This window comes from Rhodococcus sp. no. 34 (assembly GCF_054589475.1).
Map to the genome: position 1 here is coordinate 522507 of NZ_BAAILK010000026.1, position 25703 is coordinate 548209.

25 protein-coding genes and 1 riboswitch are annotated in these 25703 nt (G+C 62.3%); of the genes, 10 read left to right on the forward strand and 15 right to left on the reverse strand.

All coding sequences use genetic code 11. The features are described from left to right. Positions 1-41: 41 nt before the first annotated feature. The 3 genes from mhuD to ACYP01_RS11530 all read left to right on the forward strand — a co-directional run bounded on the left by mhuD (position 42) and on the right by ACYP01_RS11530 (position 1564). Entirely contained in the window at positions 42-350 is a 309-nt protein-coding gene (gene mhuD / locus ACYP01_RS11520; RefSeq protein WP_007726927.1) for a mycobilin-forming heme oxygenase MhuD, read from the forward strand. A gap of 88 nt (positions 351-438) precedes the next feature. Then, a riboswitch (cobalamin riboswitch) is annotated at positions 439-577 on the forward strand. Between the two features lie 25 nt (positions 578-602). Beyond that, complete coding sequence (locus ACYP01_RS11525; RefSeq protein ID WP_003945915.1) at positions 603-797, forward strand: CbtB domain-containing protein; 195 nt, start codon at positions 603-605, stop codon at positions 795-797. Then, on the forward strand, positions 788-1564 hold the full coding sequence (locus ACYP01_RS11530; protein WP_459680034.1) for a CbtA family protein: 777 nt from the start codon (positions 788-790) through the stop codon (positions 1562-1564). Before ACYP01_RS11525 ends, ACYP01_RS11530 begins: the two co-directional genes overlap by 10 nt. A 59-nt stretch (positions 1565-1623) precedes the next feature. On the opposite strand, the gene ACYP01_RS11535 is transcribed toward ACYP01_RS11530, so the two are convergent. Further along, a complete protein-coding gene (locus tag ACYP01_RS11535) occupies positions 1624-3459 on the reverse strand; it encodes an NAD(P)-binding domain-containing protein (protein WP_459680038.1) in 1836 nt (611 codons plus the stop codon). 140 nt (positions 3460-3599) lie between these two features. Further along, positions 3600-4745: a hypothetical protein gene (locus ACYP01_RS11540; RefSeq protein WP_459680041.1), complete on the reverse strand. Its 1146-nt coding sequence runs from the start codon at positions 4743-4745 to the stop codon at positions 3600-3602. A gap of 219 nt (positions 4746-4964) precedes the next feature. Here ACYP01_RS11540 and ACYP01_RS11545 point away from each other — a divergent pair, with 219 nt between their 5' ends. Continuing rightward, the gene (locus ACYP01_RS11545) at positions 4965-5744 is read left to right on the forward strand and encodes an acetoin reductase (RefSeq protein ID WP_020906092.1); all 780 of its coding nucleotides are present in this window, start codon (positions 4965-4967) and stop codon (positions 5742-5744) included. A gap of 77 nt (positions 5745-5821) precedes the next feature. After that, positions 5822-7090, forward strand: a complete 1269-nt coding sequence (locus ACYP01_RS11550; protein ID WP_459680241.1) for a GAF domain-containing protein — start codon at positions 5822-5824, stop codon at positions 7088-7090. Here ACYP01_RS11550 and ACYP01_RS11555 read toward each other — a convergent pair. The 3 genes from ACYP01_RS11555 to ACYP01_RS11565 all read right to left on the reverse strand — a co-directional run bounded on the left by ACYP01_RS11555 (position 7069) and on the right by ACYP01_RS11565 (position 9847). Next, positions 7069-7713, reverse strand: a complete 645-nt coding sequence (locus tag ACYP01_RS11555) for a DsbA family oxidoreductase (protein ID WP_007726933.1) — start codon at positions 7711-7713, stop codon at positions 7069-7071. The genes ACYP01_RS11550 and ACYP01_RS11555 overlap by 22 nt on opposite strands. A gap of 76 nt (positions 7714-7789) precedes the next feature. Continuing rightward, positions 7790-8443: a response regulator gene (locus tag ACYP01_RS11560; RefSeq protein WP_042451934.1), complete on the reverse strand. Its 654-nt coding sequence runs from the start codon at positions 8441-8443 to the stop codon at positions 7790-7792. A gap of 48 nt (positions 8444-8491) precedes the next feature. Next, complete coding sequence (locus ACYP01_RS11565; RefSeq protein WP_459680046.1) at positions 8492-9847, reverse strand: sensor histidine kinase; 1356 nt, start codon at positions 9845-9847, stop codon at positions 8492-8494. 24 nt (positions 9848-9871) lie between these two features. On the opposite strand from ACYP01_RS11565, the gene ACYP01_RS11570 reads away from it, so the two are divergent. Next, entirely contained in the window at positions 9872-10387 is a 516-nt protein-coding gene (locus ACYP01_RS11570; RefSeq protein ID WP_003945701.1) for a DUF4352 domain-containing protein, read from the forward strand. Further along, positions 10384-10866, forward strand: a complete 483-nt coding sequence (locus tag ACYP01_RS11575; protein WP_064111334.1) for a hypothetical protein — start codon at positions 10384-10386, stop codon at positions 10864-10866. The genes ACYP01_RS11570 and ACYP01_RS11575 overlap by 4 nt, the downstream gene beginning before the upstream one ends. On the opposite strand, the gene ACYP01_RS11580 is transcribed toward ACYP01_RS11575, so the two are convergent. Continuing rightward, positions 10841-11275 carry an OsmC family protein gene (locus ACYP01_RS11580; RefSeq protein ID WP_007726950.1) on the reverse strand — a complete coding sequence of 145 codons (435 nt, stop codon included), beginning with the start codon at positions 11273-11275 and terminating at the stop codon, positions 10841-10843. The genes ACYP01_RS11575 and ACYP01_RS11580 overlap by 26 nt on opposite strands. Positions 11276-11373: 98 nt before the next feature. Beyond that, a complete protein-coding gene (locus ACYP01_RS11585; RefSeq protein ID WP_039972781.1) occupies positions 11374-12597 on the reverse strand; it encodes a TetR/AcrR family transcriptional regulator in 1224 nt (407 codons plus the stop codon). Positions 12598-12936: 339 nt separating this feature from the next. On the opposite strand from ACYP01_RS11585, the gene ACYP01_RS11590 reads away from it, so the two are divergent. The 3 genes from ACYP01_RS11590 to fadD5 all read left to right on the forward strand — a co-directional run bounded on the left by ACYP01_RS11590 (position 12937) and on the right by fadD5 (position 16387). Then, entirely contained in the window at positions 12937-13926 is a 990-nt protein-coding gene (locus ACYP01_RS11590; protein ID WP_459680051.1) for an NAD(P)H-dependent flavin oxidoreductase, read from the forward strand. Next, on the forward strand, positions 13923-14702 hold the full coding sequence (locus ACYP01_RS11595; protein ID WP_459680053.1) for an enoyl-CoA hydratase: 780 nt from the start codon (positions 13923-13925) through the stop codon (positions 14700-14702). Before ACYP01_RS11590 ends, ACYP01_RS11595 begins: the two co-directional genes overlap by 4 nt. A gap of 95 nt (positions 14703-14797) precedes the next feature. Then, positions 14798-16387, forward strand: a complete 1590-nt coding sequence (fadD5, locus tag ACYP01_RS11600; RefSeq protein WP_042451945.1) for a fatty-acid--CoA ligase FadD5 — start codon at positions 14798-14800, stop codon at positions 16385-16387. A 57-nt stretch (positions 16388-16444) separates the two neighbouring features. On the opposite strand, the gene ACYP01_RS11605 is transcribed toward fadD5, so the two are convergent. The 8 genes from ACYP01_RS11605 to ACYP01_RS11640 form a co-directional block, all read right to left on the reverse strand. Next, positions 16445-16924, reverse strand: a complete 480-nt coding sequence (locus ACYP01_RS11605) for a nucleoside deaminase (protein ID WP_054825400.1) — start codon at positions 16922-16924, stop codon at positions 16445-16447. 77 nt (positions 16925-17001) lie between these two features. After that, complete coding sequence (locus ACYP01_RS11610; RefSeq protein WP_003945604.1) at positions 17002-19545, reverse strand: ATP-dependent Clp protease ATP-binding subunit; 2544 nt, start codon at positions 19543-19545, stop codon at positions 17002-17004. 297 nt (positions 19546-19842) lie between these two features. Then, positions 19843-20700: an esterase/lipase family protein gene (locus tag ACYP01_RS11615; RefSeq protein ID WP_459680057.1), complete on the reverse strand. Its 858-nt coding sequence runs from the start codon at positions 20698-20700 to the stop codon at positions 19843-19845. A 38-nt stretch (positions 20701-20738) separates the two neighbouring features. Then, positions 20739-21635, reverse strand: coding sequence for an esterase/lipase family protein (locus ACYP01_RS11620; protein ID WP_047269726.1), 897 nt, complete (start codon positions 21633-21635; stop codon positions 20739-20741). A gap of 150 nt (positions 21636-21785) precedes the next feature. After that, complete coding sequence (locus ACYP01_RS11625) at positions 21786-22124, reverse strand: histone-like nucleoid-structuring protein Lsr2 (protein ID WP_003945673.1); 339 nt, start codon at positions 22122-22124, stop codon at positions 21786-21788. A gap of 642 nt (positions 22125-22766) precedes the next feature. Further along, on the reverse strand, positions 22767-24278 hold the full coding sequence (gene lysS, locus ACYP01_RS11630; protein WP_003945834.1) for a lysine--tRNA ligase: 1512 nt from the start codon (positions 24276-24278) through the stop codon (positions 22767-22769). Positions 24279-24289: 11 nt separating this feature from the next. After that, on the reverse strand, positions 24290-24793 hold the full coding sequence (locus ACYP01_RS11635; protein ID WP_054826783.1) for an anthrone oxygenase family protein: 504 nt from the start codon (positions 24791-24793) through the stop codon (positions 24290-24292). Further along, positions 24790-25623 carry an NAD(P)H-binding protein gene (locus ACYP01_RS11640; RefSeq protein ID WP_459680061.1) on the reverse strand — a complete coding sequence of 278 codons (834 nt, stop codon included), beginning with the start codon at positions 25621-25623 and terminating at the stop codon, positions 24790-24792. The genes ACYP01_RS11635 and ACYP01_RS11640 overlap by 4 nt, the downstream gene beginning before the upstream one ends. Positions 25624-25703: the final 80 nt, after the last annotated feature.

Genomic DNA, 25703 nt, shown 5'->3' on the forward strand with positions numbered 1-25703 from the left:
GTCACGGTACGCGGTGAAGGTGCGCGGGTAATGTCGCTTGCATGGCAGTCGTGAAGATCAATGCAATCGAGGTCCCCGAGGGCGCCGGCCCCGAACTGGAGAAGCGCTTCGCAGCACGCGCTCACGCAGTCGAGAACTCCCCGGGCTTTCTCGGATTCCAACTCCTCCGCCCCACCGCCGGTGAGAGCCGCTACTTCGTGGTGACTCAGTGGGAGTCCGAGCAGGCGTTCGCCGATTGGCGTGACGGCCCCGCCCGTGAAGCCCATTCCGGCGAGCGCGCGAAGCCCGTCGCTTCGGGTGCGTCGTTGCTCGAATTCGAAGTTGTCCTGGACGTCGCCGCAAAGAGCTGATCTCGAGCGATTGTGCCTGCCTTGGCGGGCACAATCGACGGTCATCTCGGCTTCACGCGTTGACACGGTGCGGGCTGTAGTGCAAAAGTTCGCATGTAAACGCGATGGTCCGACAGGAATCCGGTGAAAGCCCGGAGCGGTCGCGCCACTGTAATTCGAGGTGAAGTGCCTTTTTCGGCACGACTATTTCGACAGCCAGACACTTCGGCCATCGCATGGACCTAGGGGACGCGAAAATCCCAGGAGGCTTCGATGGCTCTCGCCTATTCTCCCGATACGTCGATCGATTCGACTCGTCTTGCTTTCCTCGCCGCTGCAGTAGTTCTGTTCGCGATGCTGGCTCTCTACCTGGTCGGGTTCGACCAGGGCGCTATCTCTCGCACCGGCATGTACATGCATGAATTGATGCACGACGGTCGACACTTGATGGGCCTGCCGTGCCACTAGTCGACAATTTCACGAAGCTTCTCATTCGTGGTTTGTTGGCTGGTCTGATCGCAGGCATCCTTGCCGGCGGAGTTGCATTCGTGCTGGGTGAACCGCACGTCAACGCTGCCATTGCGATCGAAGAAGCCAACAGCGCCACCGGTGAGGTTTCCGGCGAAGCCGCTGGGCATTCGCACGGTGACGAAGAAGAACCACTGGTGAGCCGCGACGGGCAGCGCGCCGGGCTGTTCCTGGCCACGGCGCTTGCCGGACTGGCGCTCGGGGCGATCTTCTCGGTCGTTGCCAATTACGCTCGACGACTCACCGTAATGTCCGGGCCGTTGTTGGCGATCACCATCGCCGTCGGTGGTTGGCTGGCTATCGAGGCTGTCCCCTTTTTCAAGTACCCGGCCAATCCGCCGGCCGTCGGAGATCCCGACACCATCAACCAGCGCACACTGCTGTGGCTGGCCGCCGTGATTCTCGGGCTGCTGTCCGTCACCGCGGCAGCAGCGGCTGCAAAGGCAGTTTCCGGGCACGAGTTCCTCAGTGTGCGCATCGCTGCTCCGGTGGCTGCGTTCCTGGTGATCGTCGCGATCGGTTACGTCTCGCTTCCCGGCATCAACGAGGTGGGCGAGGACTTCCCGGCAACTCTGCTGTGGGAGTTCCGACTTTCCTCGCTCGCTACGCAGGCGACGCTCTGGCTCGTACTCGGGTTGGCATTCGCCTTCCTTACCGAGCGCGCGACCAAGAACACCGAAGTAGCAAAGAAGTACGCCCTTCGCTGAACCTGCTGTGCGCCTTTATTAACCTCCCGCGGTTAATAAAGGCGCACAGCAGTTCTTTTTCAGCTCAGATGATGCACTTCTTGCAGTCCGTACACCGGCGTCGGGATGCCCTCGTAACGCGCCTTCAATTGCAACGCCAAGTACAGCGAGTAGTGGCGCGACTGGTGCAGATTGCCTCCGTGGAACCACAGCGCTTCCTGCTGCGTCGGCTTCCACATGTTGCGCTGCTCGCCTTCCCACGGTCCCGGATCCTTGGTGGTGTTCGACCCCAGGCCCCACACCTTGCCGACCTTGTCGGCGGTGTCCTGACCGATCAGATCCGCCACCCAGCCGTTCATCGAGCCGTAGCCGGTCGCGTAGACCACCACGTCGGCAGGCAATTCCGTACCGTCTTCGAGGATCACGCTGTTCTCGGTCAGCTCACGAATGTTGCCGTGCGCGAGCTTGATGTCCCCGTTCGCGACCAGTTCGGCCGCGCCGACGTCGATGTAGTAGCCCGAGCCGCGTCGTAGGTACTTCATGAACAGGCCCGAACCGTCGTCGCCCCAGTCGTGCTCGAAGCCCGCCTTCTCGAGGCGATCGTAGAAATCCTTGTCGCGCTCACGGATTGCGTCGTACACCGGGATCTGGAACTCGTGCATGATCCGGTACGGCAGCGAACCGAACGTGAGGTCCGCCTTGTGTGTCGTCATGCCGGCGGCCAGTGCTCGCTCCGAGTACAGATCGCCCAAGCCCAAATCCATCAGCGAATCCGACTTCACGATGTGCGTCGAGCTGCGCTGCACCATCGTGACGTCGATACCGTTCTCCCACAGTGCGCCGCAGATGTCGTGCGAGGAGTTGTTGGCCCCGATCACGACGACCTTCTTGCCCACGTACTGATCCGGGCCGGGGTGCTTGCTCGAGTGGTGCTGATCGCCGAGGAACTTGTCCTGCCCGGGGAACGTCGGAACGTTGGCCTTGCCGGACATACCCGTCGCCATCACCAACTGCTTGGGACGCAACGTCAACTTCTCGCCGTTGCGGTTGACCTCGACGGTCCATTCCTGGGTCTTCTCGTCGAACGACGCCGAGGTGCAGGTCGTGGAACTCCAGTACGGAACCTCCATGACCTTGGTGTACATCTCGAGCCAGTCGCCGATCTTGTCCTTGGGCGCGAACACCGGCCAGTTGTCGGGGAACGGCATGTAGGGCAGGTGGTCGTACCAAACCGGATCGTGCAGGCACAGGGACTTGTAGCGTCCGCGCCACTGATCGCCGGGTCGCTCGTGGCTGTCGATCACGATGGCCGGTACTCCGAGCTGACGCATCCGGGCGCCGAGCGCGATGCCGCCCTGGCCGCCGCCGACGATCACGACGTAAGGCTGTGTGGTGTAACCGAGTTCGCGGTCTTCGATCTCCTTCTGCTCGGCCCACGTGATGCGGTTCGGGTCTGCCCCATGCTTGGCGCCGCGCGGACGACGAGTGCCCTTGCCTTCTTCGTGTCCCTTCAACTCCTGCAGCGACGTCAGCAGGGTCCAACCTTCATCTCCCTTCAAACGAAGGTGCCCGTGCGCGCGACCGGTTGCAGTCTCGAACTCGATCCAGGCTGACGTGACGCCGTCGGCCTCGTCGGGTGTCTCGGTCGTCCGAAATCCCGAAGGATCGGTGTCGTCGAGTCGCGCGGAGAGCATGTCGGCGATCTGCTCGCGACCCTCGACGGTCTTGATGTTCCAGGTGAACGACACCAGGTCTCGCCAGAAGCTGTCGAGTGCGAATTTGCCTTCCACACGCTCGATGTCACGAGCCGCGAGGGCCGACTCGAAATCCGCCAGCCAGGCGTCGACGCGCTCCTGAGGTGTCACCGCCGTCAACTTCACCTCGGGGGTGACTGCGGAATCGATGGTTTGCGTCATCACTTCTCCTTGTTTGTGAATGTGACACACAGCACATCCCATAAGTGGCCCCGGTCACAAGCGTTGCAGTCTGTTGCAATCAGTGGACGCGGTGCCGGCGTCCGATACCGGTTACCCGCACCGAGGTGCGGGCAACCGACTCACCCCTCAGCAGGCTTGAATCTGCCGAGTCCCAGCGACTGAAATCCCACGACGTAGAACAGCGTCCACAACACGGCCCAATCCACGAAACCCAGTGCATTGCCGTGCAATCCGTCGACAACTGCCGGCTCGTGAAGAATGTACTCTGCCGCAAAGCGGTAATAGAACAAGAATGTGACCACCGCGAGCGCAAACGTGAGCAGCGCGCGGATCGCCAGGTTGACCCCGTCCGCAAAGCCCGTGGGCTTGTTACCGAAGGCGTTGGCCCAGAAGATCATCCAGAAAGCCCAGCACACCCCGAGCTGCGCCGGGAATTGATGGATCACACCGCCCAACTCGGCAACGGCATCGCTTCCCACCAGCGTCTTCACGACCGGAAGTGCCACGAAGTACAAGCCGGTTCCGACGGCGAAGTTACCGATCGTGGCTGCGAGCGCCGTCTTACCCCCGCCGCCGAACAGTCGCCACGGCCAGTTGTCGAGCGTCTGGCCAGTCAGGATCACGACCACCACGACGCAGTAGAACCACCCGAGCACGGTGTCGACGGTCATCAACGGATCCGTGGCGGACAGCGACACGGACGGCAGACCGAACACGAAGTACAGCGCCAGCGTCGGGACGGCGACAAACGCGATCTCACACAAACCCACCAACGGCTGCTTCATCCCCAGGGAAGTCCACGGCCAATGCTGCCAGTTCAGGACCACCATCACCCAGGTCCCGAAGCCGAAGAGCACGAACAGCGCACCCGCGAAATATCCGAGGCCGCCCTCACGATCGGCCGCGAAATCCGGGTACAAACTCCCCAAGCCGTTTGCCAGGAGCCACGTCACCACGACGGCGAAGGCCGCGGTCGCGACCATGATCGCCAGGCCTTTCGCCGGCTGTGGGAGTCGATCGAAGCCGGCGAACTCGCAATTGAAGCCGATGAACACAACAAAAAGGATTGCCCAGAAAAGCGCCGCGTTGAACGGCAGAGGATAGAAACTCCAGGGACTGGTGGTCGGATCGGCCAGAAGGTACCAACTCGCCACGGCCAGCACGAGAACGATCACGAGGTTCGCGATCCCGAACCCGATCCAGCGGCGTGACGGTTGTCGGCTCGGCGTGGCCGGTTCCGTGGGTGTGTCGACTGTAGCGGTCATGTGCCCTCTCCCAGATTGTCTCGCAAGATGATTCGCGAAGTGGTGGCGCAACTATGGAACCGCCGCGCGGGGTACCGGGAGGGTTGCCGAGGGTTGCAACTGCTGTCCGATTTTCCGGAATTGCAACACGGTGCAACCCTTCCGCATTGTGGTCGCCGTCACATACAAATCACTCACCGGTTCACAACCGACTGGTTCACTGCTTACGAGGAGATCTGCATGAGCATCACGGGCAAGGTAGTACTGGTCACCGGCGCCGGCCAAGGAATCGGACGCGGAATCGCTCTCCGCCTCGCCCACGACGGCGCCGACATCGCGTTGGTCGACCTCGACCAGACCAAGCTGGATGCGGTTGCCGACGAGATCAGACAGATCGGTCGTCGTGCGACGACGTTTATCGCCGATGTCAGCGATCGCGCGCAGGTTCACGCCGCAGTCGAACACGCGCACAGTGAGTTGAGCGGATTCGACGTCATCGTCAACAACGCGGGAATCGCTCTCGTCGGCCCGATCTCCGATGCGACGCCGGAAGAGGTCTCCAAGATCTGGAGCGTCAACGTCGACGGTGTCCTGTGGGGAATTCAAGCTGCAGCGGCAAAGTTCCAGGCGCTCGGTCAGCGCGGAAAGATCATCAACGCGTCGTCCATTGCCGGTCACGACGGGTTCGCCATGTTAGGTGTTTACAGCGCAACAAAATTCGCGGTCAGGGCCCTCACTCAGGCTGCGGCCAAGGAATACGCGTCCGACGGAATCACCGTCAACGCGTACTGCCCCGGCGTCGTGGGCACCGACATGTGGGTGACGATCGACAAGAGGTTCGCCGAGTTGACCGGTGCGCCAGAGGGCGCCACCTACGAGAAGTTCGTCGGCGGAATTGCGCTGGGTCGAGCTGAAACCCCCGACGACGTAGCCGGTTTCGTCTCGTACCTCGCTGGGCCCGATTCCGACTACATGACCGGGCAGGCCGGTCTCATCGACGGCGGTCTCGTCTACCGCTGACCGAGGTGTCTTCACTGAAAGCGGCGTCTTCGCCGAAAGCGGTGTCTTCACTGAAAAAGCGGTTGCCAGAGCCTGCGATGCCGCCCGGCGAGGATCCTCGCGACTACGCGAGGACCCTCGCCGCGGTGTACGACGCGACGATGGCCGGAGACCGCGCACCGGCCCGCCCGAGGGACGTGGTTCGCCAATCGTGGCAGCGCCTGCGCGAACTCGGTATCGATCCCGAGCACAGCCGGGTCGAACCGTCGATGGACGTCGCGGAACTCGATCTCCGTCGTCGTGAGTCCGGACTGTACGACGTCCTCGACGACGTGACACGCGGACTCGAATCGGTCACCGCGAGCGGTGAGAACATCATGGTCGTCGCAGATCTTCGCGGAACTGTACTGTGGCGCAGCGGTTCCCATCGCGTACTGGACCAAGCTGCGCGTCTGGGATTTGTCGAAGGGGCGAACTGGGCGGAGGACAACGTCGGCACCAATGCCATCGGAACGGCATTGGTGTCACGACAGGCGGTTCAGATCTTCTCGGCGGAACACTATGCGCGCAGCCATCATCCGTGGACGTGTGCGGGGGCGCCCATCCGCGATCCGCGGGACGACCGTGTCATCGGCGTCGTCGACATCAGTGGTCCTGCCAAGACCGTCCATCCCACGACGCTCGCTCTGGTCGACGCCGTCGCACGCCTCGCTCAATCACACCTGCGCGACAAGCATCGGGACAATCTCGATCAACTACGTTCTGTTGCAGGGCCGATGCTTGCACGAAGCGGATCACCCGCATTGGTGATCGATACTCATGGCTGGGTAGCGGCGGTCGATGCGTTACCTCATCGCTCGCGCGTGCTGCTCCCCGCAGCTTTGGCTCCCGGCAGGACATGGTTCCCGGCCCTGGGCCTGTGCGAACTGGATCCGCTTCCCGGCGGGTGGCTGGTTAGACCGATCGCCACCGGCGAGAGAATCAGCGCGCCCACGGTGCATATCGATCTGCGCGATTCCGAGAACATGTCGGTGACCGTCACGTCGGGTTTCGGCGAATGGGCATACGCCCCCACCCAACGACATGCGGAGATTCTGTTCCTCCTCGGATCCGAGAGACGGGGACTGACTGCATCGCGGTTGGCGCAAGATCTGTTCGGCGACCCGGCCCGCACGGTGACCGCGCGGGCCGAGATGTCGCGACTGCGAAAGAACCTCGCCGGAGTTGTTGCAGCGCAGCCGTACCGGTTCGTCGATGCAGCGCACGTGACGTTGTCCTGCCCCGTGAACGGCGCACATCTGTTGCCGTTTTCGAATGCCCCGGCGGTGCGTGCCGCTCGCCTTACTCAGGCCGGTTCGGAGGCCTGAGTGAGCAACTGCAGAAACACCTCTTCGGGCTGAGCGCCGGATACTGCGACCGCACGGTTGGCGACAAAGAACGGAACGCCGCTGACCTGCAGTTGGCGGGCCATGGACAGATCTTCGCGGACAGCCTCCGCTGCGGCATCGGAGCCCAGTTGCTCGCGCACGACGTCGGCGTCGAGGCCGACGCTCACGGCCAGCTCGACCAGCACCTCACGGTCGTCGATCACCTTGCCGTCGCTGAAGTGCGCTTTGAACAGCGCTTCGAGGAGTTCGTTCTGCCGCTCACCCGCGAGATGCAGCAACCTGTGCGCATCAAAGGTGTTGGCGGCGATCACGGTGTCGAAGTCCAAGGTCAAGCCGACCTCGGCTGCCGTCGCGCTGACGTGGGCAAACATCTGACGTACCTGTTCAGGGGCCATCCCCTTCATCTCGACCAAGGCGTCGAGTTCGGTTCGTCCCTCTCCCACCGGGGTCTCCGGAGCGAGCTGGTACGAGCGCCAGATGACGTTGACGCGGTCCTTGTTCTCGAAACGATCCAGAGCCGAAAGGAACCTGGTCTTTCCGATGTAGCACCACGGACAAGCGACGTCAGACCACACTTCGATGGTCACGTCTTGGTCAATCACGATTTGATCAGTCACCGAAGGTGCAACAACGAACAGGGCCGGGATTAGTCCCGGCTCGCGTCACGAGGTCACAGAATCACGTGACCAGACCACACCGGAACGCGATCAACGACGCACTCACCCGGTTGGGCACACCGAGCTTGGCGAACAACGAGGAGATATGCGTCTTGACGGTGGTCTCACCGAGGTACAGCCGCTCCGCGATGACGCTGTTGGCCGCGCCTGTCGCCAGGATTGTCAGCACTTCGCGCTCACGCTCGGTGAGCGAAGCGAGGGGAGTCAGGTCGGGTGCTTGCCGACGCGGCGCCGAGGCCACGATGGCACGTAGAGAATCGGAGCTGAACAACGAGTGGTCCGACGCCACCACCCGTACTGCCTGCTGGAACGCCTGTGGGGCCGCGTCCTTGCTCAGAAAACTGTGCGCGCCCGCCTCGACCGCCTGCACGACCATGTCGTCGACGTCGAAGGCGGTCATCGCAATGACCTTCGGCGGATTGCTCATGGTCATCAACTCTCGGGTGGCCTCCAAGCCACCGACCCGTGCCATCTTCAGATCCATCAGCACCACGTGCGGACGAAACCGAGTGACTTTGGCTGCGACCTGATCGCCGTCCTCGGCCTCGGCAACCACCACGATGTCCGGCGCTGCTTCCAGGATGTCCTTCATTCCGCGCCGAACCCAGGCGTCGTTGTCGACGATCAAAACTGTGATGCGCGAGTCAGCGTCCATAGTGCGCTCAGATTACCCAGAGCCCCCGACAGTCGGAGGGTGGGAGGGTTACGACGACCAGGGCACCCAGCAACTGACGAGGAAATCGTCCCCCAGCGCGCCTGCCTCCACCTTGCCGCCGATTTCTCTTGCCTGTTCGGCCAACCCGCGTAAGCCGGACCGCGAACCGATCGACGTCATGGGTGCAAGCTCGCTCAGCTTGTTGCGTGCGAGGATACGAATTCCGTCGTGCGGCGACCCGGTCACCGAAATGACGAGCATCTGGTCGCTCGCGTACTTCTGGACGTTGGTCAACGATTCCTGAACGACGCGATAACAGACGTGCCCCGCCAACATTCCGACATCACCCGGGAGCAACTCCGATTCGAGACGGCAGTGAATGCCCGCGGCGCGTGCACCGTTGACCAGATCGCCGATCGCGTCGATCCCCTGGTGCCCGCCGTGTTCGCGGCGATCACCGCTTCCCCTGAGCACTCCGACGATTCCCTTCAATTCGTCCAAAGCCTCGTGCGCGGTGGTTCTGATCATCGCAGCGGTGTTGACGACCTTCTCGGGATTGTCTGCCGCGCTGACCTGTAACCCACCGGCGAACAACGAAATCCGGCTCAGACTGGCCGCGATCGTGTCGTGCATGTCGCGCGCGATCCGCGTTCGTTCCTCGGTGCGAATCATCTCGTCGCGCATCACGTCTGTTTTCTCGGTGGCAAGATCCCGTACGTGCTCTGCCTCGACGAGTTCGGTTCTGGTCCGAATCAGGAGCGAGAGCGCCACGACGATGCCGACCATGACGGCTGCGACGAGCCACGGGATCCAGATGGCGACGTCGTATTGAACAACCGCCGAACCGTCCTTGGGTTTCATCGTTCCCATCGTGAGAACGGAGTACTCACGATTGCGAAAAGCGTCGTAGGTCAACGAAATTCCGCACGCGACGAAGACAGCTGCCGCAGCGGCAGCAAGCCGAGGCCCACGCGCGATCCGAGCAACGGCGAACAATGCGATGAGCGCCGCCGTCGCATCGGTGGGGAAGAACAACGGGCCGACCAGCGTGATCGCCAGAACCACCCAGGGATACTGATGGCGCCACACAAGCGATATCCCACCGGCCACGCCCAGGACGAACCCGATACCGACCAATACCGGTGGCATATTTCCCGACGCGCCTGCGATGCCCACCGTCATGAAGGAACAGAAAAGGCTGAACGCGACAGCGGCGGTAGTCCATACGCGTCGTCGCACAACGGTTCCTTTGGTGCTGATCACCGAGCAAGCGTATCCACCGCCACCGACGCCTCGAATCAGCCGAACGGGTGGACGAACCGCCAGGCTCCGACCGAAAGGATGAGGCGGACCGATCTTTCGACCGAAGCGGTGAGCAGTCCTCACATCGTTGACTTGTGCCATACCAACTCTCGAAAGGCGCACATCATGCGATCACTCCGCACTCCCCTCGCCCTCCTCGCCGTCGGCGCAGCCCTGTTCGCAACCATCGCCTCGGGCGAGACCGACGAAGCGAAGAAGGTCGACGACAACGGTTCTTCCGCCGCACCTGCGGCCGCCTTCGGAATCGGTGACGTCGTCGAACTGGGCGACTGGCGCGTCCAGGTACACGGCGTCGTCGATCCCTACGTCTCGACCAATCAGTTCATCACCGCTGATCCCGGAAACCGCTACGTCGTGGTCGACACCGAGGTCACCAACAACAGTGACAAGCCGTCGACGGTCTCGTCGATGATGTGCTTCGAACTGCAGGACTCGGCAAACAAGTCGTACAACATCACGTTCACCGACAGCAGCACGTCGAGTGTCGACGGAGAGCTTGCGCCGGGCGCTGCCAAGCGCGGCGAATTGGCGTACGAGGTCCCCGAAGCCGCCACCGGTCTGCGCCTTCAGTTCAAGTGCGATCTGTTCTCGTCCGGCTCGGCAACCATCAACCTGTCGTGAATCGTCCGGGCGATCTGCTGCTGAATCCGTGGGCACTGGTCTCGGTGGCCGTCATCTTGATCAACGACCACGTACTCAAAGGGGCATTCGGGAACACGATGACGGGCAAGCTGTCCGACGTCGCCGGTGTGTTCCTGCTTCCCCTGCTTCTGCTCTCGGTTCTCGAGGTGCTCAGGCGAAGTCTGGTGGGGCGAGCAGCGATCGCCTGGTCCATCGCGGTCACGGGGATCGGCTTCGCCGCCGTGAAGGTGATACCGCCGATCGGCGACGCCTACGAGTGGGTGATCGGGTTTCTCCGCCTGACCGCAGGAGGATTCCGCGGAGATCTCTTGCCGATCCTGGTCTATCGCGATCCCTCGGACCTGTGGGTGCTCCCGATCCTGTTCGCGAGCTACCTGGTCGTCACACACAACCGCACTCGGGCGCCGGAGGGGGCGCCCGAGCGCGAGATGATCAGTCCAGGGCCGCATCCAACGTGATGTCGACGCCGGTCAGTGCCTTGCTGACCGGGCAAGTTTCCTTGGCCGCCTGGGCAACCTTGGCAAAACCGTCGGCGTCGAGGCCGTCGACCTCGGCGCGAACGGTGAGCTTGATTCCGGTGAGCTTGAATCCGACCGTGTCGGGGCCGAGTGACACGTCCGCGGTGATGTCGAGGCTCTGCGGGGTCCCGCCGGCCTCGGCGATCAGGGCCGACAACTGCATCGCGTAGCAGGACGAATGCGCCGCGGCGATGAGTTCCTCGGGGCTGGTGGTTCCGCCGGCCTCCTCAGCTGCGCGCTTGGGGAACGACACGTCGAAGGTGGCGACGCCCGAGCTGGTGAGTTCCACCTGTCCCGATCCGGCCTCGAGGGTGCCGTTCCAGGCGGTGCGTGCGGTACGAGTTGGCATTGCTGTCCCTACTTCCGTCTTCACATGATTCGGTGAACGCCTTGCGATCACGAACCTACCCGCGATACGTGAAGTCACACCTACTGTTTCGGGCGGGACTACCCGAGGAGCGTCGCGGACAGCAGTTTCTCGACGCGGGCCTGCGCGGAGTTCTCCGAGGAAAAGTGCACGATTCGGCCGATGTCGAAGACCAGTCCGAGCGCCGCGTGGACGAGGAACCGCGCTTGGACGATCGTCAACTCCGGACGCGCCTCGACACACAAGTGCGCCCACTCCTCGACGTTCAAACGCTGAATGTTGCGCAACTCGGTCCGTGATCGATCCGGCAAGCTGCCGATCTCGGCAAAGTACACGGCCAACAGTTCGCTGGTTCCGAACGAAACCTCGACGTACATCTTCGCCAACGTCTCGACGGCCGCGAGAGGAGTCTCCGACTCAGCCAACGCCGAGCCCAACGTCATAGTCAGACGATCGGACGCACGGTGGAAGGCCGCAGCAAGAAGGTCGGCCTTGCTCGCGAAGTGCCGATACACACTCGACGCGTTGATACCCGCCGCGGCACCGATCTCCTCGATGCTCACGTCGTGGTAGCCGCGCTGATAGAACAGCAACACTGCTTCCTGAAGCAGCACTTCGCGTTTCGACGTCCGTACGAGGCCTGTTTTGCGTTCGGACGCCCCTGCCCTCGCGCCGTCCTCCTCGGCAGCGGGCAATTCGACGCCGATGACGGACCAGCATGCCGCAAGAATCAGCGCTTCGATCTGCTTGGCGGACAACGCAGATCGATGACCGGTGATACTGGCGATCACACTGAGCACGGCAGGCGCGATGAGTTCTACATCCGCCGGGTCGAGTTCCGGACGAACCGCTGCCAGCGGCTCGGCGATCCGAAGATTGAGCGTGCGCATTCCCACCCGCAATTGCTCACGATCCTCGTCGACCAGATACCTGCCCTCCCATCGGTAGAGCCCTCCCCGGCGCCGATTCTCGATCGTCGCGCGGATGACACCCACCATCGTGGAGTTCAACTGCTCGCGTGGATTTTCGTTTCCGTGCACAGCTGGATCGCTGGCATCCAACAACGCCTGCGTCAGGTTGTTCACGGTGTAGACGAACAGGGCGTATTTCGTGGGGAAATGACGATAGAGGGCCGGACCGGAAATTCCGACCTTCGCGGCGATCTCGTCGATGCCCACCGCGTGGTAGCCACGTTCGCTGAATGCTTCCGCAGCAGCGGCCGCGATTTGCGCCTTCCGATTCTTCGGACGCGTCCGTGGTGCAGGGTCGCCGCCACGCACGGAGACGCGTGTCTGTCCGGGCACCTGACCCTCCACTTCCGTTGCTTTCTCTTGCACTGCCTTCGTCCGCTGCACCGCACTTCCACGAGCGCGAGTCCGAACGGATCATGTTAACCGTCGCGAAGGTCGCAATTCGCGCCCGGTACTGCTTCACCCGAAACCCTACAACGCAGTTGTAGCGGCGGACGGATTCCGGAAAAAGAGTCTTGACACCCGCTCTCTCAGCGGTGTTATGTTAGTGACGATTCGCACAATCTCGCACGTAGTCCGCTGGCGGGCTCGTTCCCTGCGGCGTGAAGTTTTCTTCGCCCGCAAGAGGGTTCGATGCCGAATGACCGACCGTAAGAAAGTAGTTGTGAGCAGATGATTCGCACTCGCTTCACCGAAATGTTCGGCGTTGACCATCCCATCGTGCAAGGGGGCATGATGTGGGTGGGACGGGCAGAACTTGTTGCGGCCACGGCAAATTCCGGCGCCCTCGGGTTCTTGACGGGCCTCACTCAACCCACACCGGAAGACCTCGTCAAGGAAATTGCTCGAACCCGCGATCTCACCGACAAGCCTTTCGGCGTCAATCTCACTATTCTGCCGTCGATCACGCCGCCGCCGTACGCCGAATACCGCCAGGCGATCATCGAATCCGGGATCAAGATCGTCGAAACCGCCGGTTCCAATCCGATCGATCATCTTCCGCATTTCAAGGACGCGGGCGTGAAGGTTATCCACAAGTGCACTGCAGTTCGACATGCGGTCAAAGCCGAGAGACTGGGCGTCGACGCCGTCAGCATCGACGGCTTCGAATGCGCCGGGCACCCAGGCGAGGACGACATACCAGGGCTCATTCTGATTCCGGCGGCCACGCAGCAACTCACGATTCCGGTGATCGCTTCAGGCGGAATCGCAGATTCACGTGGACTCGTCGCGGCGCTTGCGCTCGGAGCAGACGGCGTCAACATGGGAACTCGCTTCATGTGTACCGCGGAATCCCCTGTCGCACAATCGGTTAAAGAGCAGATTGTCACAAACACCGAACGCGACACCAAGCTGATCTTCCGGACGCTTCACAACACCGCGCGCGTAGCCGCGAATGCGATCAGTGCCGAGGTCGTCGACATCGAAGCACGTGGCGACGCGCAGTTCAGCGACATTCAGCATCTGGTAGCCGGAGCCCGCGGACGCAAGGTCTTCGAGGACGGCGACCTCGATGCAGGCATCTGGTCCGCCGGACAGAGCCAAGGATTGATCAACGACATCCCGACCGTCGCAGACATGATCGACCGCATGGTCTCGGAGGCCGAACACCTCATCACCTCACGGCTTTCCGGATTCGTCACCGCTGTGAGCGCGGTATGACCGCCACCGCCGAGACGGGTTTTCGCTCCGAAATCACCGACGGTGTACTGCGATTGACCTTCGACCGCCCGACGCGGATGAACGCGATCGATCTGCCCACGATGACTGCTTTCGCAGCTGCCGTCCACGACGGCGGCGCAGACCCGGCCGTTCGCACCATCGTCATCACCGGATCCGGTCGAGCGTTCTGCACCGGAGCCGACCTCGCCGCAGCGGCCACCAACCCCGCAGACCCGAAAGTCGTCATGGATGCGGCGACGTCGCTGATTCGCGCCATCACCAGCGCCCCGGTCCCGGTGATCGCCGCGGTCAACGGCCCGGCCGCCGGCGTCGGCGTGTCCATCGCTCTAGCCGCGGACCTGACGTACGCCGCATCGAGCGCCTATTTCCTCCTCTCCTTCGTCAACATCGGCTTGATGCCCGACGGCGGCGCCAGTGCGTTGGTACCGGCAGCGATCGGACGCGCCCGAGCGGCCGAGATGGCATTGCTGGGCGAGCGAGTTTCCGCCGAGGACGCAGAGCGGTTCGGGCTCGTGTCCCGCACCGTCGCCGACGACGCGTTCGACGCACTCGTCGACTCCGTCGTCGATCGCACGTCGAAGGCTCCCCGACGCGCCCTCGAACTCACCAAGCGCGCACTCAATGCGGCGACACTGGACCGCCTCGATGCTGCGCTGGAGCTCGAAAATACCGGTCAGGCAGAACTTCTCACTGGCGAGGACTTCAAAGAAGGCGCGATGGCGATGCTGCAGAAACGCGCGCCCCACTTCAAGTAATCACTGCGAATTTTCGTTAACAAAACCACTGTACGAATCGACGGCTCACTGTAGCCTGAGTCACACAATCACCCACGCATGAGAGGAACCCATCGATGGCCTCCACCGATGCAGTCTCCGAGGCGCAGCGTTCACGCCGCACCAACTGGAACAATCAGATCGCCAGGCATGCGCAGATGATTCCCGATCGCACCGCACTGCGATTCCTGGGCGATTCCATCACCTGGAGCACCCTCGACGCACGCGTCGAGAAGCTGGCGGACGCTCTTGCCCGACGCGGCGTCAGCTTCGGCGACCGCGTGCTCATCCTGATGCTCAACCGCCCCGAATACCTCGAGGTCGTGCTCGCGACCAACGCACTGGGCGCCATCGCTGTTCCGGTGAACTTCCGTCTGACACCACCCGAGGTCGCTTATCTGGTAAACGACTCCGGCTCCAAAGTCATTGTCGCCGAAGGACCGTTGGCTCCGTTGGCCGGAGCTGCGCGAGCCGCGTCCGAGGGTATCGACATCTCCATCACCGTAGGCGCCCCCGCCGAGGGTGACAGCCTGAATTACGAGGACTTGATCAGCGAAGAGGGCGAGTCGCACGCGTTCGTCGACATCCCGGACGACACTCCTGCACTCATCATGTACACCTCGGGAACCACCGGTCGCCCCAAGGGCTCGGTGCTCTCCCACTCCAACCTGTCTTCGCAAGCATTGACCTGTATCAGGGCCTTCCACCTGTTCAATGCCGATTCCATCGGCTTCTGTGCGTCGCCCATGTTCCACATCGCAGCCCTCGGTTCCATAGCGCCGAGCCTGCAACTCGGCACGACCACGGTGATCCATCCGGTCGGCGCATTCGACCCGGGTCAACTACTCGACATTCTGGAAGCCGAGAAGGTCACCAGCTTGTTCCTCGTGCCCGTGCAATGGCAGGCCGTGTGCGCAGTACAGAAGGCGCAACCTCGAGCACTGTCGCTGAAGAACATCTCGTGGGGCGCCGCACCGTCGTCCGATACGATCCTGCGGGCAATGGCCGAAACCTTCCCGGACGCATTCAATGTCGCGGTCTTCGGTCAGACCGAGATGTCGCCCATCACTTGCGTTCTCGACGGCGAGGATGCGATTCGTAAGCTCGGATCCGTCGGTCGGGTCATCCCGACCATCTCGGCCAGGGTCGTCGACGAGAACATGGACGACGTGGCACCCGGTGAAATCGGTGAAATCGTCTACCGCGGGCCCACGATGATGAGCGAATACTGGAACAACCCCACCGCCACCGCTGACGCCTTCCACGGTGGATGGTTCCACTCCGGCGATCTCGTTCGAGTCGACGACGAAGGCTTCGTCTACGTCGTGGATCGCAAGAAGGACATGATCATCTCCGGCGGAGAGAACATCTACTGCGCGGAGGTGGAAAACGTTCTCTACGAACACGAATTGATCGTCGAAGCGGCCGTCGTCGGTCGCCCCGACACCAAGTGGGGCGAGGTGCCGGTAGCGATCGTCGCGATGGCGCCAGGTTCAGCCGTGGACCTGACCATCGAGGAGCTGAGCAGCTTCCTCAACGATCGTCTCGCGCGCTACAAGCACCCGAAGGACATCGTCGTCGTGGAAGCACTGCCGCGCAATGCAAGCGGCAAGGTCGTCAAGGGTGAACTGCGAGAGAAGGTTCGAGCGGTCGACGCAGTTTCCTGACTTCACACGCAAACGGGCGGCACCTCCAGCGAGGTGCCGCCCGTTTGTGTGTGCCCGTCAAGCACTCGGCGAATGCAACTTCCGATGCAGTTCTCGCACCAGCGGAACCAACTCCGGCACCGGGCCTTCGACCGGGACGTTCGGCGCAACCTCGTTGACGGACAGAGACTTCACCGGCGCCGGGGACACACCCCACTCCGCGAGCCAGTCGCCGAGTTGAGCCGAAGAGCAGATGTAGACGATACGTCCGAGGCCCACCCACGCGTGCGCGGCCGAACACATCGCGCAGTGCTCTCCCGAAGTGAACACCGTTGCCGTCGAACGCTCTTCCGGCGTCAGATACTGAGCCGCCCACCGAGCCAGCTCGAACTCGGGGTGGCGAGTGTTGTCGCCGCCCGCGATCCGGTTACGATCCTCCGCCAGAAATGTTCCGTCAGCCGCTGCCAGGACGGAACCGAAAGGTTCGTCGCCCGCATCCAATGCTTCCGTTGCCAATTCGACGCAACGACGCAGGTGACCCAGTTCGATGTCGTTCATGTGTACGCCCTCTCCCGTGATACACGAAACGGGCGGCACCGGTGAGGTGCCGCCCGTTCGTTACCTACTCTGCTGTACTACTCTGCTGCGCTTTCGCTTTCGCCGGCCTTGGTCAGCTCGATCGGCGGTGCGTCCGGCACGTCGATCGGCTTCTTGGTAGGCGTGAACGTGAACTTCGCGTCCTCGCCCGAGCCTTCGCCGTCCCAGTTCTCGACGTCGACGAGCACGATGTGGCCGGGTCCGATCTCTCCGAAGAGGATCTTCTCGGACATCTGGTCCTCGATCTCGCGCTGGATGGTGCGACGCAGCGGTCGTGCACCCAGTACCGGATCGAATCCGCGCTTGGCCAGAAGCGACTTGGCCTTGTCGGTGACCTCCATGGCCATGTCCTTGTTCTTGAGTGCCGCCTCGACGCGAGCGAGCATCAGGTCGACCATCTGAACGATCTGCTCGTTCGTGAGCTGATGGAAGACGACGATGTCGTCGATACGGTTCAAGAACTCGGGACGGAAGTGCTTCTTCAGCTCGTCGTGAACCTTGAGCTTCATGCGCTCGTAGTTCGACTCCGTGCCCGTTCCCGAGCTGAAGCCCAGGCCGACTGCCTTGGAGATGTCAGACGTACCGAGGTTGGACGTGAAGATCAGCACCGTGTTCTTGAAGTCGACGGTACGTCCCTGACCGTCGGTGAGACGGCCGTCCTCGAGCACCTGCAGGAGGGTGTTGTAGATCTCCTGGTGTGCCTTCTCGATCTCGTCGAACAGGACAACGCTGAACGGCTTGCGGCGCACCTTCTCGGTGAGCTGGCCACCCTCTTCGTATCCGACGTACCCGGGAGGGGCACCGAACAGACGTGAAGCGGTGAAGCGGTCGTGGAACTCGCCCATGTCGATCTGGATCAAGGCGTCGTCGTCGCCGAACAGGAAGTTGGCGAGCGACTTCGCGAGCTCCGTCTTACCGACACCGGACGGGCCGGCGAAGATGAACGAGCCCGAGGGACGCTTGGGATCCTTCAGACCTGCACGCGTACGACGGATCGCCTTCGAGACGGACTTGACCGCCTCTTCCTGGCCGATGATCCGCTTGTGCAGTTCCTCTTCCATGCGGAGCAGACGAGTGGTCTCCTCCTCGGTGAGCTTGAAGACGGGGATACCGGTCCAGTTGCCCAGAACCTCGGCGATCTGCTCGTCGTCGACCTCGGCAATGACGTCCAGGTCGCCCGCACGCCACTGCTTCTCACGCTCAGCGCGCTGAGCAACGAGGGTCTTCTCCTTGTCACGCAGGTTCGCAGCCTTCTCGAAGTCCTGCGCGTCGATCGCGGACTCCTTCTCGCGACGCGCGTCGGCGATGCGATCGTCGAATTCGCGCAGGTCCGGCGGTGCAGTCATCCGACGGATGCGCATTCGCGCGCCCGCCTCGTCGATGAGGTCGATCGCCTTGTCCGGCAAGAAGCGGTCGTTGATGTAGCGGTCGGCCAGCGTCGCCGCTGCCACGAGAGCACCGTCCGTGATGGAGACACGGTGGTGAGCCTCGTAGCGGTCACGAAGACCCTTGAGGATCTCGATGGTGTGCTCGACGGTCGGCTCGCCCACCTGAACGGGCTGGAAACGACGCTCGAGGGCAGCATCCTTCTCGATGTACTTGCGGTACTCGTCGAGCGTGGTGGCACCGATGGTCTGCAGCTCACCGCGAGCAAGCTTGGGCTTGAGGATGGAGGCCGCGTCGATAGCGCCCTCGGCCGCGCCCGCACCCACGAGGGTGTGCAGCTCGTCGATGAACAGGATGATGTCGCCGCGGGTGTTGATCTCCTTGAGAACCTTCTTCAGGCGCTCTTCGAAGTCACCGCGGTAACGGCTGCCGGCCACGAGCGACCCGAGGTCGAGCGTGTACAGCTGCTTGTCCTTGAGGGTCTCGGGGACCTCACCGTTGACGATTGCCTGAGCCAGGCCCTCGACCACAGCGGTCTTACCGACACCGGGTTCACCGATGAGAACCGGGTTGTTCTTGGTACGACGCGAGAGAACCTGCATGACACGCTCGATTTCCTTCGAGCGGCCGATGACCGGGTCCAGCTTGCCTTCGAGGGCAGCTTGCGTCAGGTTGCGACCGAACTGGTCGAGCACGAGCGAGGTGGACGGCGTGCCGGCCTCTCCGCGGGTGCCACCGGTTTCGGTGGGCTCTTTGCCCTGGTAGCCCGACAGCAGCTGGATGACCTGCTGGCGGACGCGGTTGAGATCGGCACCGAGCTTGACCAGAACCTGGGCTGCTACGCCCTCACCCTCACGGATGAGACCGAGCAGGATGTGCTCCGTACCGATGTAGTTGTGTCCGAGCTGCAGCGCTTCGCGCAGACTCAGCTCGAGGACTTTCTTGGCGCGCGGTGTGAAGGGGATGTGACCGGACGGAGCCTGCTGGCCCTGGCCGATGATCTCCTCGACCTGGCTGCGGACTCCCTCGAGGGAGATACCCAACGACTCCAACGACTTGGCTGCGACACCTTCGCCCTCGTGAATGAGGCCGAGAAGGATGTGCTCCGTGCCGATGTAGTTGTGGTTGAGCATCCTGGCTTCTTCTTGAGCCAGGACAACAACGCGCCGCGCGCGATCGGTGAACCTCTCGAACATCGCTCTCCCTCACACTCTCCGGCGGGCAGGTTCGAGACCGGATGTCTCGTCCCTGGTCGCCGCGTTTCGCTCCGGCACTACAGACTGATCGCCTCGCCGGTCAGCGGACTGACGTCCACGAATCGACAAAGGTTGCACGACCCCACTTATTACTCTAGAGGGCGCGAAGTCCACCTGCTGCTCCTCCACCCGATTGGCGGCGGAAGCCGGACTGCTTACCGTTCACAACGTCGCAGCTGAGGGAATCGTTTCCCGGTTCCTGTACGCCTGAAGCGAACAGCGATTTTCGACGCCTGATCAGCCGAATATCGGGAGTACCCGAGCGCACGGCACCTCACGCGGATTCGACGGATCCAGCGCGTTGAGCATCAGAGTCGCCGTTCGCTGCGACGCCACCAGCGCGATGTGATCCGACAGGTCCTGCTCGCAACCGTCCTGAACAACTATGTTCGACGCGTTCGACGCGGCCAGTATTCCGCTGCTGTACGGAACGACCACTCGATCGAACCGAGTCACGATGTTGGTGTACTCGACGTCATCGGAGTAGACGCCCGCGTCGCGCAGTTCGGTGACGAAGGTGGCGTTGTCGAAATCCGGTCCCCCGACGCCTTCCGGCGGCCCGACCTCCGAGCCGTCCCACAACGGAGCGATGGAGACGATCTTGGAAACCTTCGCGTCGCCGCCGAGAAACTTGGCGTAGTACGCACTGACCGTCGTCCCCTGAGAGTGTCCGATCAGGTCGACCTTCGAGGCACCCGTCGCAGAGAGAACGTCGTCGACGAAGTCCGACAACTGCCCTGCGCTGTCTCCGAGTGGTGCGAGACCGCCGGCTGCGGAAATCGGCCACGGCTGGTCCGTTCGCTTCCCGAAGGTGAGCGCAAAAACGCAGTGTCCCTCGTTGACCAGTACGGGTGCGAGTACGCCCCAATTGGTCTGACGGTTGGCCGCCGTCCCGTGCACAAGGACGACTGGATCAGGATGAGCAGCGGAAGGCGTGCACGAGAAGTCGTTGGTGCCAGGGGCCGATCCGCCCGGGTTGGTCGCTTCGAGGGCAATTCCACTGAGGAAACCGGACGGAACGGGAAGAGGTTCGTTCGCCGACGCAAGAGACGGCGCGGACGCGGCCACGGCTCCCGCCACAGCGAGAGCGCCCACGCATGTTCGAATCCCCACCGAAGGCCTCCGCAAATTGATCAACCCACGACGGGCAATACCGAGTTGCACGGTACCGGCCGCTGATGCGCGGGGTCGAGTGCATTGAGAGCAAAAGTCGCGGCGCGCAGCGATGCCGCGATTGCCAGGTGATCGGAGATGTCTTGCTCACAACCGTCCTGGACGACGATGTTGGTGGCGTTCGGCCCAGGCTCCAGCCCATTTGTATACGGCAGCACCAGTTCGTCGTAGCGGGTCGTGATGTTCGTATAGTGAACACCCGGCGCGTAAACGCCTCCCGCACGGAGATTTTCGATGAACTCCGAGCCTGCCCCCATGTTCAGACATGCCTTGCAGATCGGGAATCCGGCCTGCGCTGCCTCGGATACCCCGAGTTCGCGAAGGCTGCGGCCGACACTTGCCTGCTCGTTTCCGAGCGTCCCCTTCCACAGCGACGCCACCGAGACGATGTTGTCCACTTTATCGGCACCACCGAGGAACTTCGCGTAGTACCCGTTGATGATGGTGCCCTGGGAATGTCCGATCAGATCTACCGATGTAGCACCCGTGGCATCAAGTACTTGATCGACAAAATTCGACAATTGTGCTGCGCTGGAAGGAATTTCCTGCATTCCACCGATGGCCGACAACGGCCACGGCTGCTCGGGGAAGTTGCCGTATGTCAGCGCGAAGACGCAGTAGCCCTCGTTGGCGAGCAACGGCGCATAGGTGGCCCAGTTGGTCTGCCTGTTTCCACCCGTTCCGTGAACGAGCACAACCGGATTGGGATGTTCGGCAGTCGGTTTACACGAAAAGTCATTGGATCCAGGAGCTGAACCGCCAGGATTTCCCAACTCCTGAGGAACACCGGCAAGGAAGGCATTGGGCACGGGCAACGGGGCCTGAGCCGAAGCCACGGAGGTGAACCCGACGAGCATCAGAGCGGCAAGAACCACGCCCCCGAACAACCTGTTTCTGTGCACGACCGACTCCTCTACGAGAGATGCGAACCGTGCAGACGCTAACAAACTAGAACGCGTTATCAATCCGTTTCGGCAAAATGCGCCCGAATCCATTCGCGATCCATTTCAGACGGCCTTTTCGTAGGCTCGGCGCACCTCGGTGGAAATACGACCGCGGGCCGAAATCTCGAAGCCGGCACCCTTGGCCCATTCGCGGATGGCGGCACTCTGATCGCGGTCCGCAACGGGACGGGATTTGGTCACCGCTCCGTTGACTGATTTGGCGGAATTCGACTTTCTCGCATGAGGAATCCACTTTTTCAGTGCATCGCGCAGTTCCGCGGCGTGGGCGGCGGTGAGATCGATTTCGTAAGCAACTCCGTCGACGGAAAACTCCACAGTTTCGTCCGCGGGCGATTTTTTGTCCAGATCGTCAACCATCGTGACAACAACCTTTTTCACCACGACCATTCCTCCCCAGATCCTTCGATAAGCAGCGACAATAGCACCTGGACAAACGTCCTGTCTCGGCTCGTCAGGATGATTGGGACTTCTCGCCGCCGGGTATGCCGGTCGACTTGTCTTGCGACAAGCACAGTGCCGATACACTCCTCGCGACGCATCGGGGGATGCATCCAGACGGGGGAATCATGACAGACGACGGCTCGAGAAAAGACCTCTACCGAGCGCAATCTTCGCCTCCAAGAACGGCACTCTCGCCAGTATCGCTTACGGCGGACCCACGAATTTCACCATCTCCGGACGCCCTGCGATCCGGCACGCCGCAACCGTCACGAATATCCCGGCGGACAACGAATGCTATCCGCCCTCAGCACAATTCGATGTCGTCACCACACCCGGATACTCCACAGCCGAGGTCATGGTCTTCCTTGTCCAGTCGGATCAGGGACTACCTGACGCACTCAACCAGGGCACGATCGACCAAATCATCGCAACAATTCGAGAGTCCGAAACTCGGGCGACCGCGCATGGATGAATCCTTTGCCGCAGGCGAATGTCGTTGGGAACTATCGAATACCTTGGGAGCGCCTCAACTGAAAAAGGTTCGGCCGCAACATGTGCGGCCGAACCTTGATCGAAGTAAAGCTAGCGAGCGGACGGACGAACGATCGGGAAGAGGATCGTCTCGCGAATACCGAGACCAGTCAAAGCCATCAGCAGTCGATCGATTCCCATGCCGGTGCCGGTGGTCGGCGGCATGCCCTGTTCCATCGCGGCGAGGAACTCCTCGTCCAGCACCATCGCTTCGTCGTCGCCTGCCGACGCGAGGCGCGCCTGGTCGACAAAGCGCTCACGCTGGATGACCGGGTCGACAAGTTCGGAGTAGCCTGTCGCCAACTCGAATCCGCGGATGTACAGGTCCCACTTCTCGGTGACACCCTTCTTGCTGCGGTGATCACGGGTCAGGGGCGACGTCTCGACCGGGAAGTCACGGACGAACGTCGGCACGTACAGCTGATCGCCGCACTGGTGTTCCCACAGCTCCTCGACAAGCTTGCCGTGGCCGTAACCCTTGTCCTTGGGAACCTCGAGGCCGACCTTCTCCGCCAGAGCGAGAAGCTCGTCGACCGTCGTATCCGGCGTGACCTCGGTGCCGATGGCAGCCGACAGCGACGGGTACATCTCGAGAACCTGCCACTCGCCACTGACGTCGTACTCGGAACCGTCGGCGAGGGTGAGGACCTGCGTGCCGAATGCTTCCTGCGCAACTTCCTGGACGAGTTCACGAATCATCTTCGCGGAATCGTCGTACGTGCCGTAGGCCTCGTACGTCTCGAGCATCGCGAACTCGGGCGAGTGAGTGGAGTCGACGCCCTCGTTGCGGAAGTTGCGGTTGATCTCGAAGACCTTCTCGATACCGCCGACGACGCAACGCTTGAGGAACAGTTCCGGCGCGATACGCAGGTACAGGTCGATGTCGAGGGCGTTCGAATGCGTGACGAACGGGCGAGCTGCCGCGCCGCCGTGCAGCGTCTGCAGCATCGGCGTCTCGACCTCGAGGAAGCCGCGGCTCTCGAGTGCATTGCGCAGCGCACGGACAACAGCGACGCGCTTGCGGGCGTTGTCCCGAGCCTCGGGGCGAACGATCAGATCCGCGTAGCGCTGACGCACCCGGGACTCTTCGCTCATTTCCTTGTGAGCAACCGGCAGGGGGCGCAGCGACTTGGACGCGATCTGCCACGCGTCAGCCATCACGCTGAGCTCGCCGCGACGGGAGCTGATGACCTCACCGTGGATGAAGACGAAGTCGCCGAGGTCGACGTCGGACTTCCAGGCAGCCAGTGCCTCTTCGCCGACGCCGGCGAGGCTGATCATGGCCTGCAGCTGGGTACCGTCGCCTTCCTGCAGAGTCGCGAAGCACAACTTGCCGGTGTTGCGCATGAAGATGACGCGGCCGACGACGCCTACCAGCACACCAGTCGCCGTGTCCGGCTCGAGTTCCGGGTACTCCGCGCGGATCTGCGCGAGCGTGTGGGTGCGATCGACCGAAACCGGGTACGCCTCCTGCCCCTGCGCCAGGATCCGTTCACGCTTCTCGCGCCGGATACGGAGCTGCTCGGGGGTGTCGTCGACTGGCTGGGCTTCTACATCACTCACGGGGTACAAGACTACTGGGCCGTGTCCACCGCGTTTGTTGCTGGTAGCACCGCGGCCACCGCGAGCACGATTCCCGACAGCAGGTACAGCCCGACCCGAACGTGATTCCACATAGTCCAACCCGCCTCGTACGACGCCCATGCGGCCGCGTCGGTAGTGCTGACCGAGGCAAACGCGTCGTTGCGAGGGACGTGGTAGATCGCGGTCACCGCGAAGGACGCGAGCACCCCGACGCAACCAACGACAGCAAGGACCCAGCCGTCCGGTCTGGAGATCGCTGCCCAGATTCCAGCGGCGATCGCGGTGAGCGCCGATCCGACCAGCGGCAGCATCAACGCACTACGCGGCGCTTCGACGTTGATCGCCTGCATCGACGTGATCGCGGTATGTGCATCGACCGACCGCAGAGCGGGCATCACGAAGGACGAGAAGGCAAACAACGCACCACCGGCGACGAGCGCGCCGAGCGCAGTCACCCCGAGCAGCAGCTCCAAGAAAATCTCGGATTTCTTCACGACCAGACCCCCGTTCGGGCAGCCTCGGCGGCAAAAGTGGTGAAATCTCGAGCGGGTCGTTCCAGGACCGCTTCGACGACGCCGGTCACACTTTGATTTCGTCCGTCGAGAACCTCGGCAAACAGGTACATGAGTAACTCCACGACGTCACTCGGGACGCCGACCTCCGCCATGCCGTCGGAAAACTGTTTGAGTCCAATTCTTTCGAATGTCACGAGACGACCCGACGCCGTCGAAATCGCATCCACCGCCGCCGCGAAAGTGAGCAACTCCGGACCTGTCACCTCGAGAACTCGGCCGAGGAGGTCGGTTCGAGTCAATGCGGCCACCGCCACGTCGGCGAGATCGTCGACGTCGATGAACGGCTCCCCCACCTCACCGACCGGAAGTGCCAGGTGGCCTTCCCGAATCGGATCGAGTAGGTACCCCTCACTGAAGTTCTGGGCAAACCAACTGGCCCGCACCACAGCCCATTCCAGACCGCTGTCGGCGAGAACCTGCTCGGCTTTCTGCGCCGCCGGTTCACCGCGCCCGGACAGGAGCACCATGCGACGAACCCCTTCGCGGTACGCAAGCTCCGCGAACTCCTCGATGTGAGCGCTCGATTCCGGAACAGCCAGATCTGGCGCATACGTCACATATGCCACGTCGACGCCGGACACTGCTGGCTGCCACGTCGTCTGATCGTTCCAGTCGAAACGCGTCCCGGATGTTCTCGACGCGATTCGGGTACGGATTCCCACCGCCGTCAGCCTCTGCGCAACGCGCGCACCGGTCTTGCCGGTACCACCGATCACTACTGCCGATTGAATGTCGCTTGTTGTCGTCATGCACTCATTCGACCGCGGAGCGTCAATACGATCCATAGCCGAAGGTCGCAAAAACATACGCCAGCGTCTACCGTCGAAGC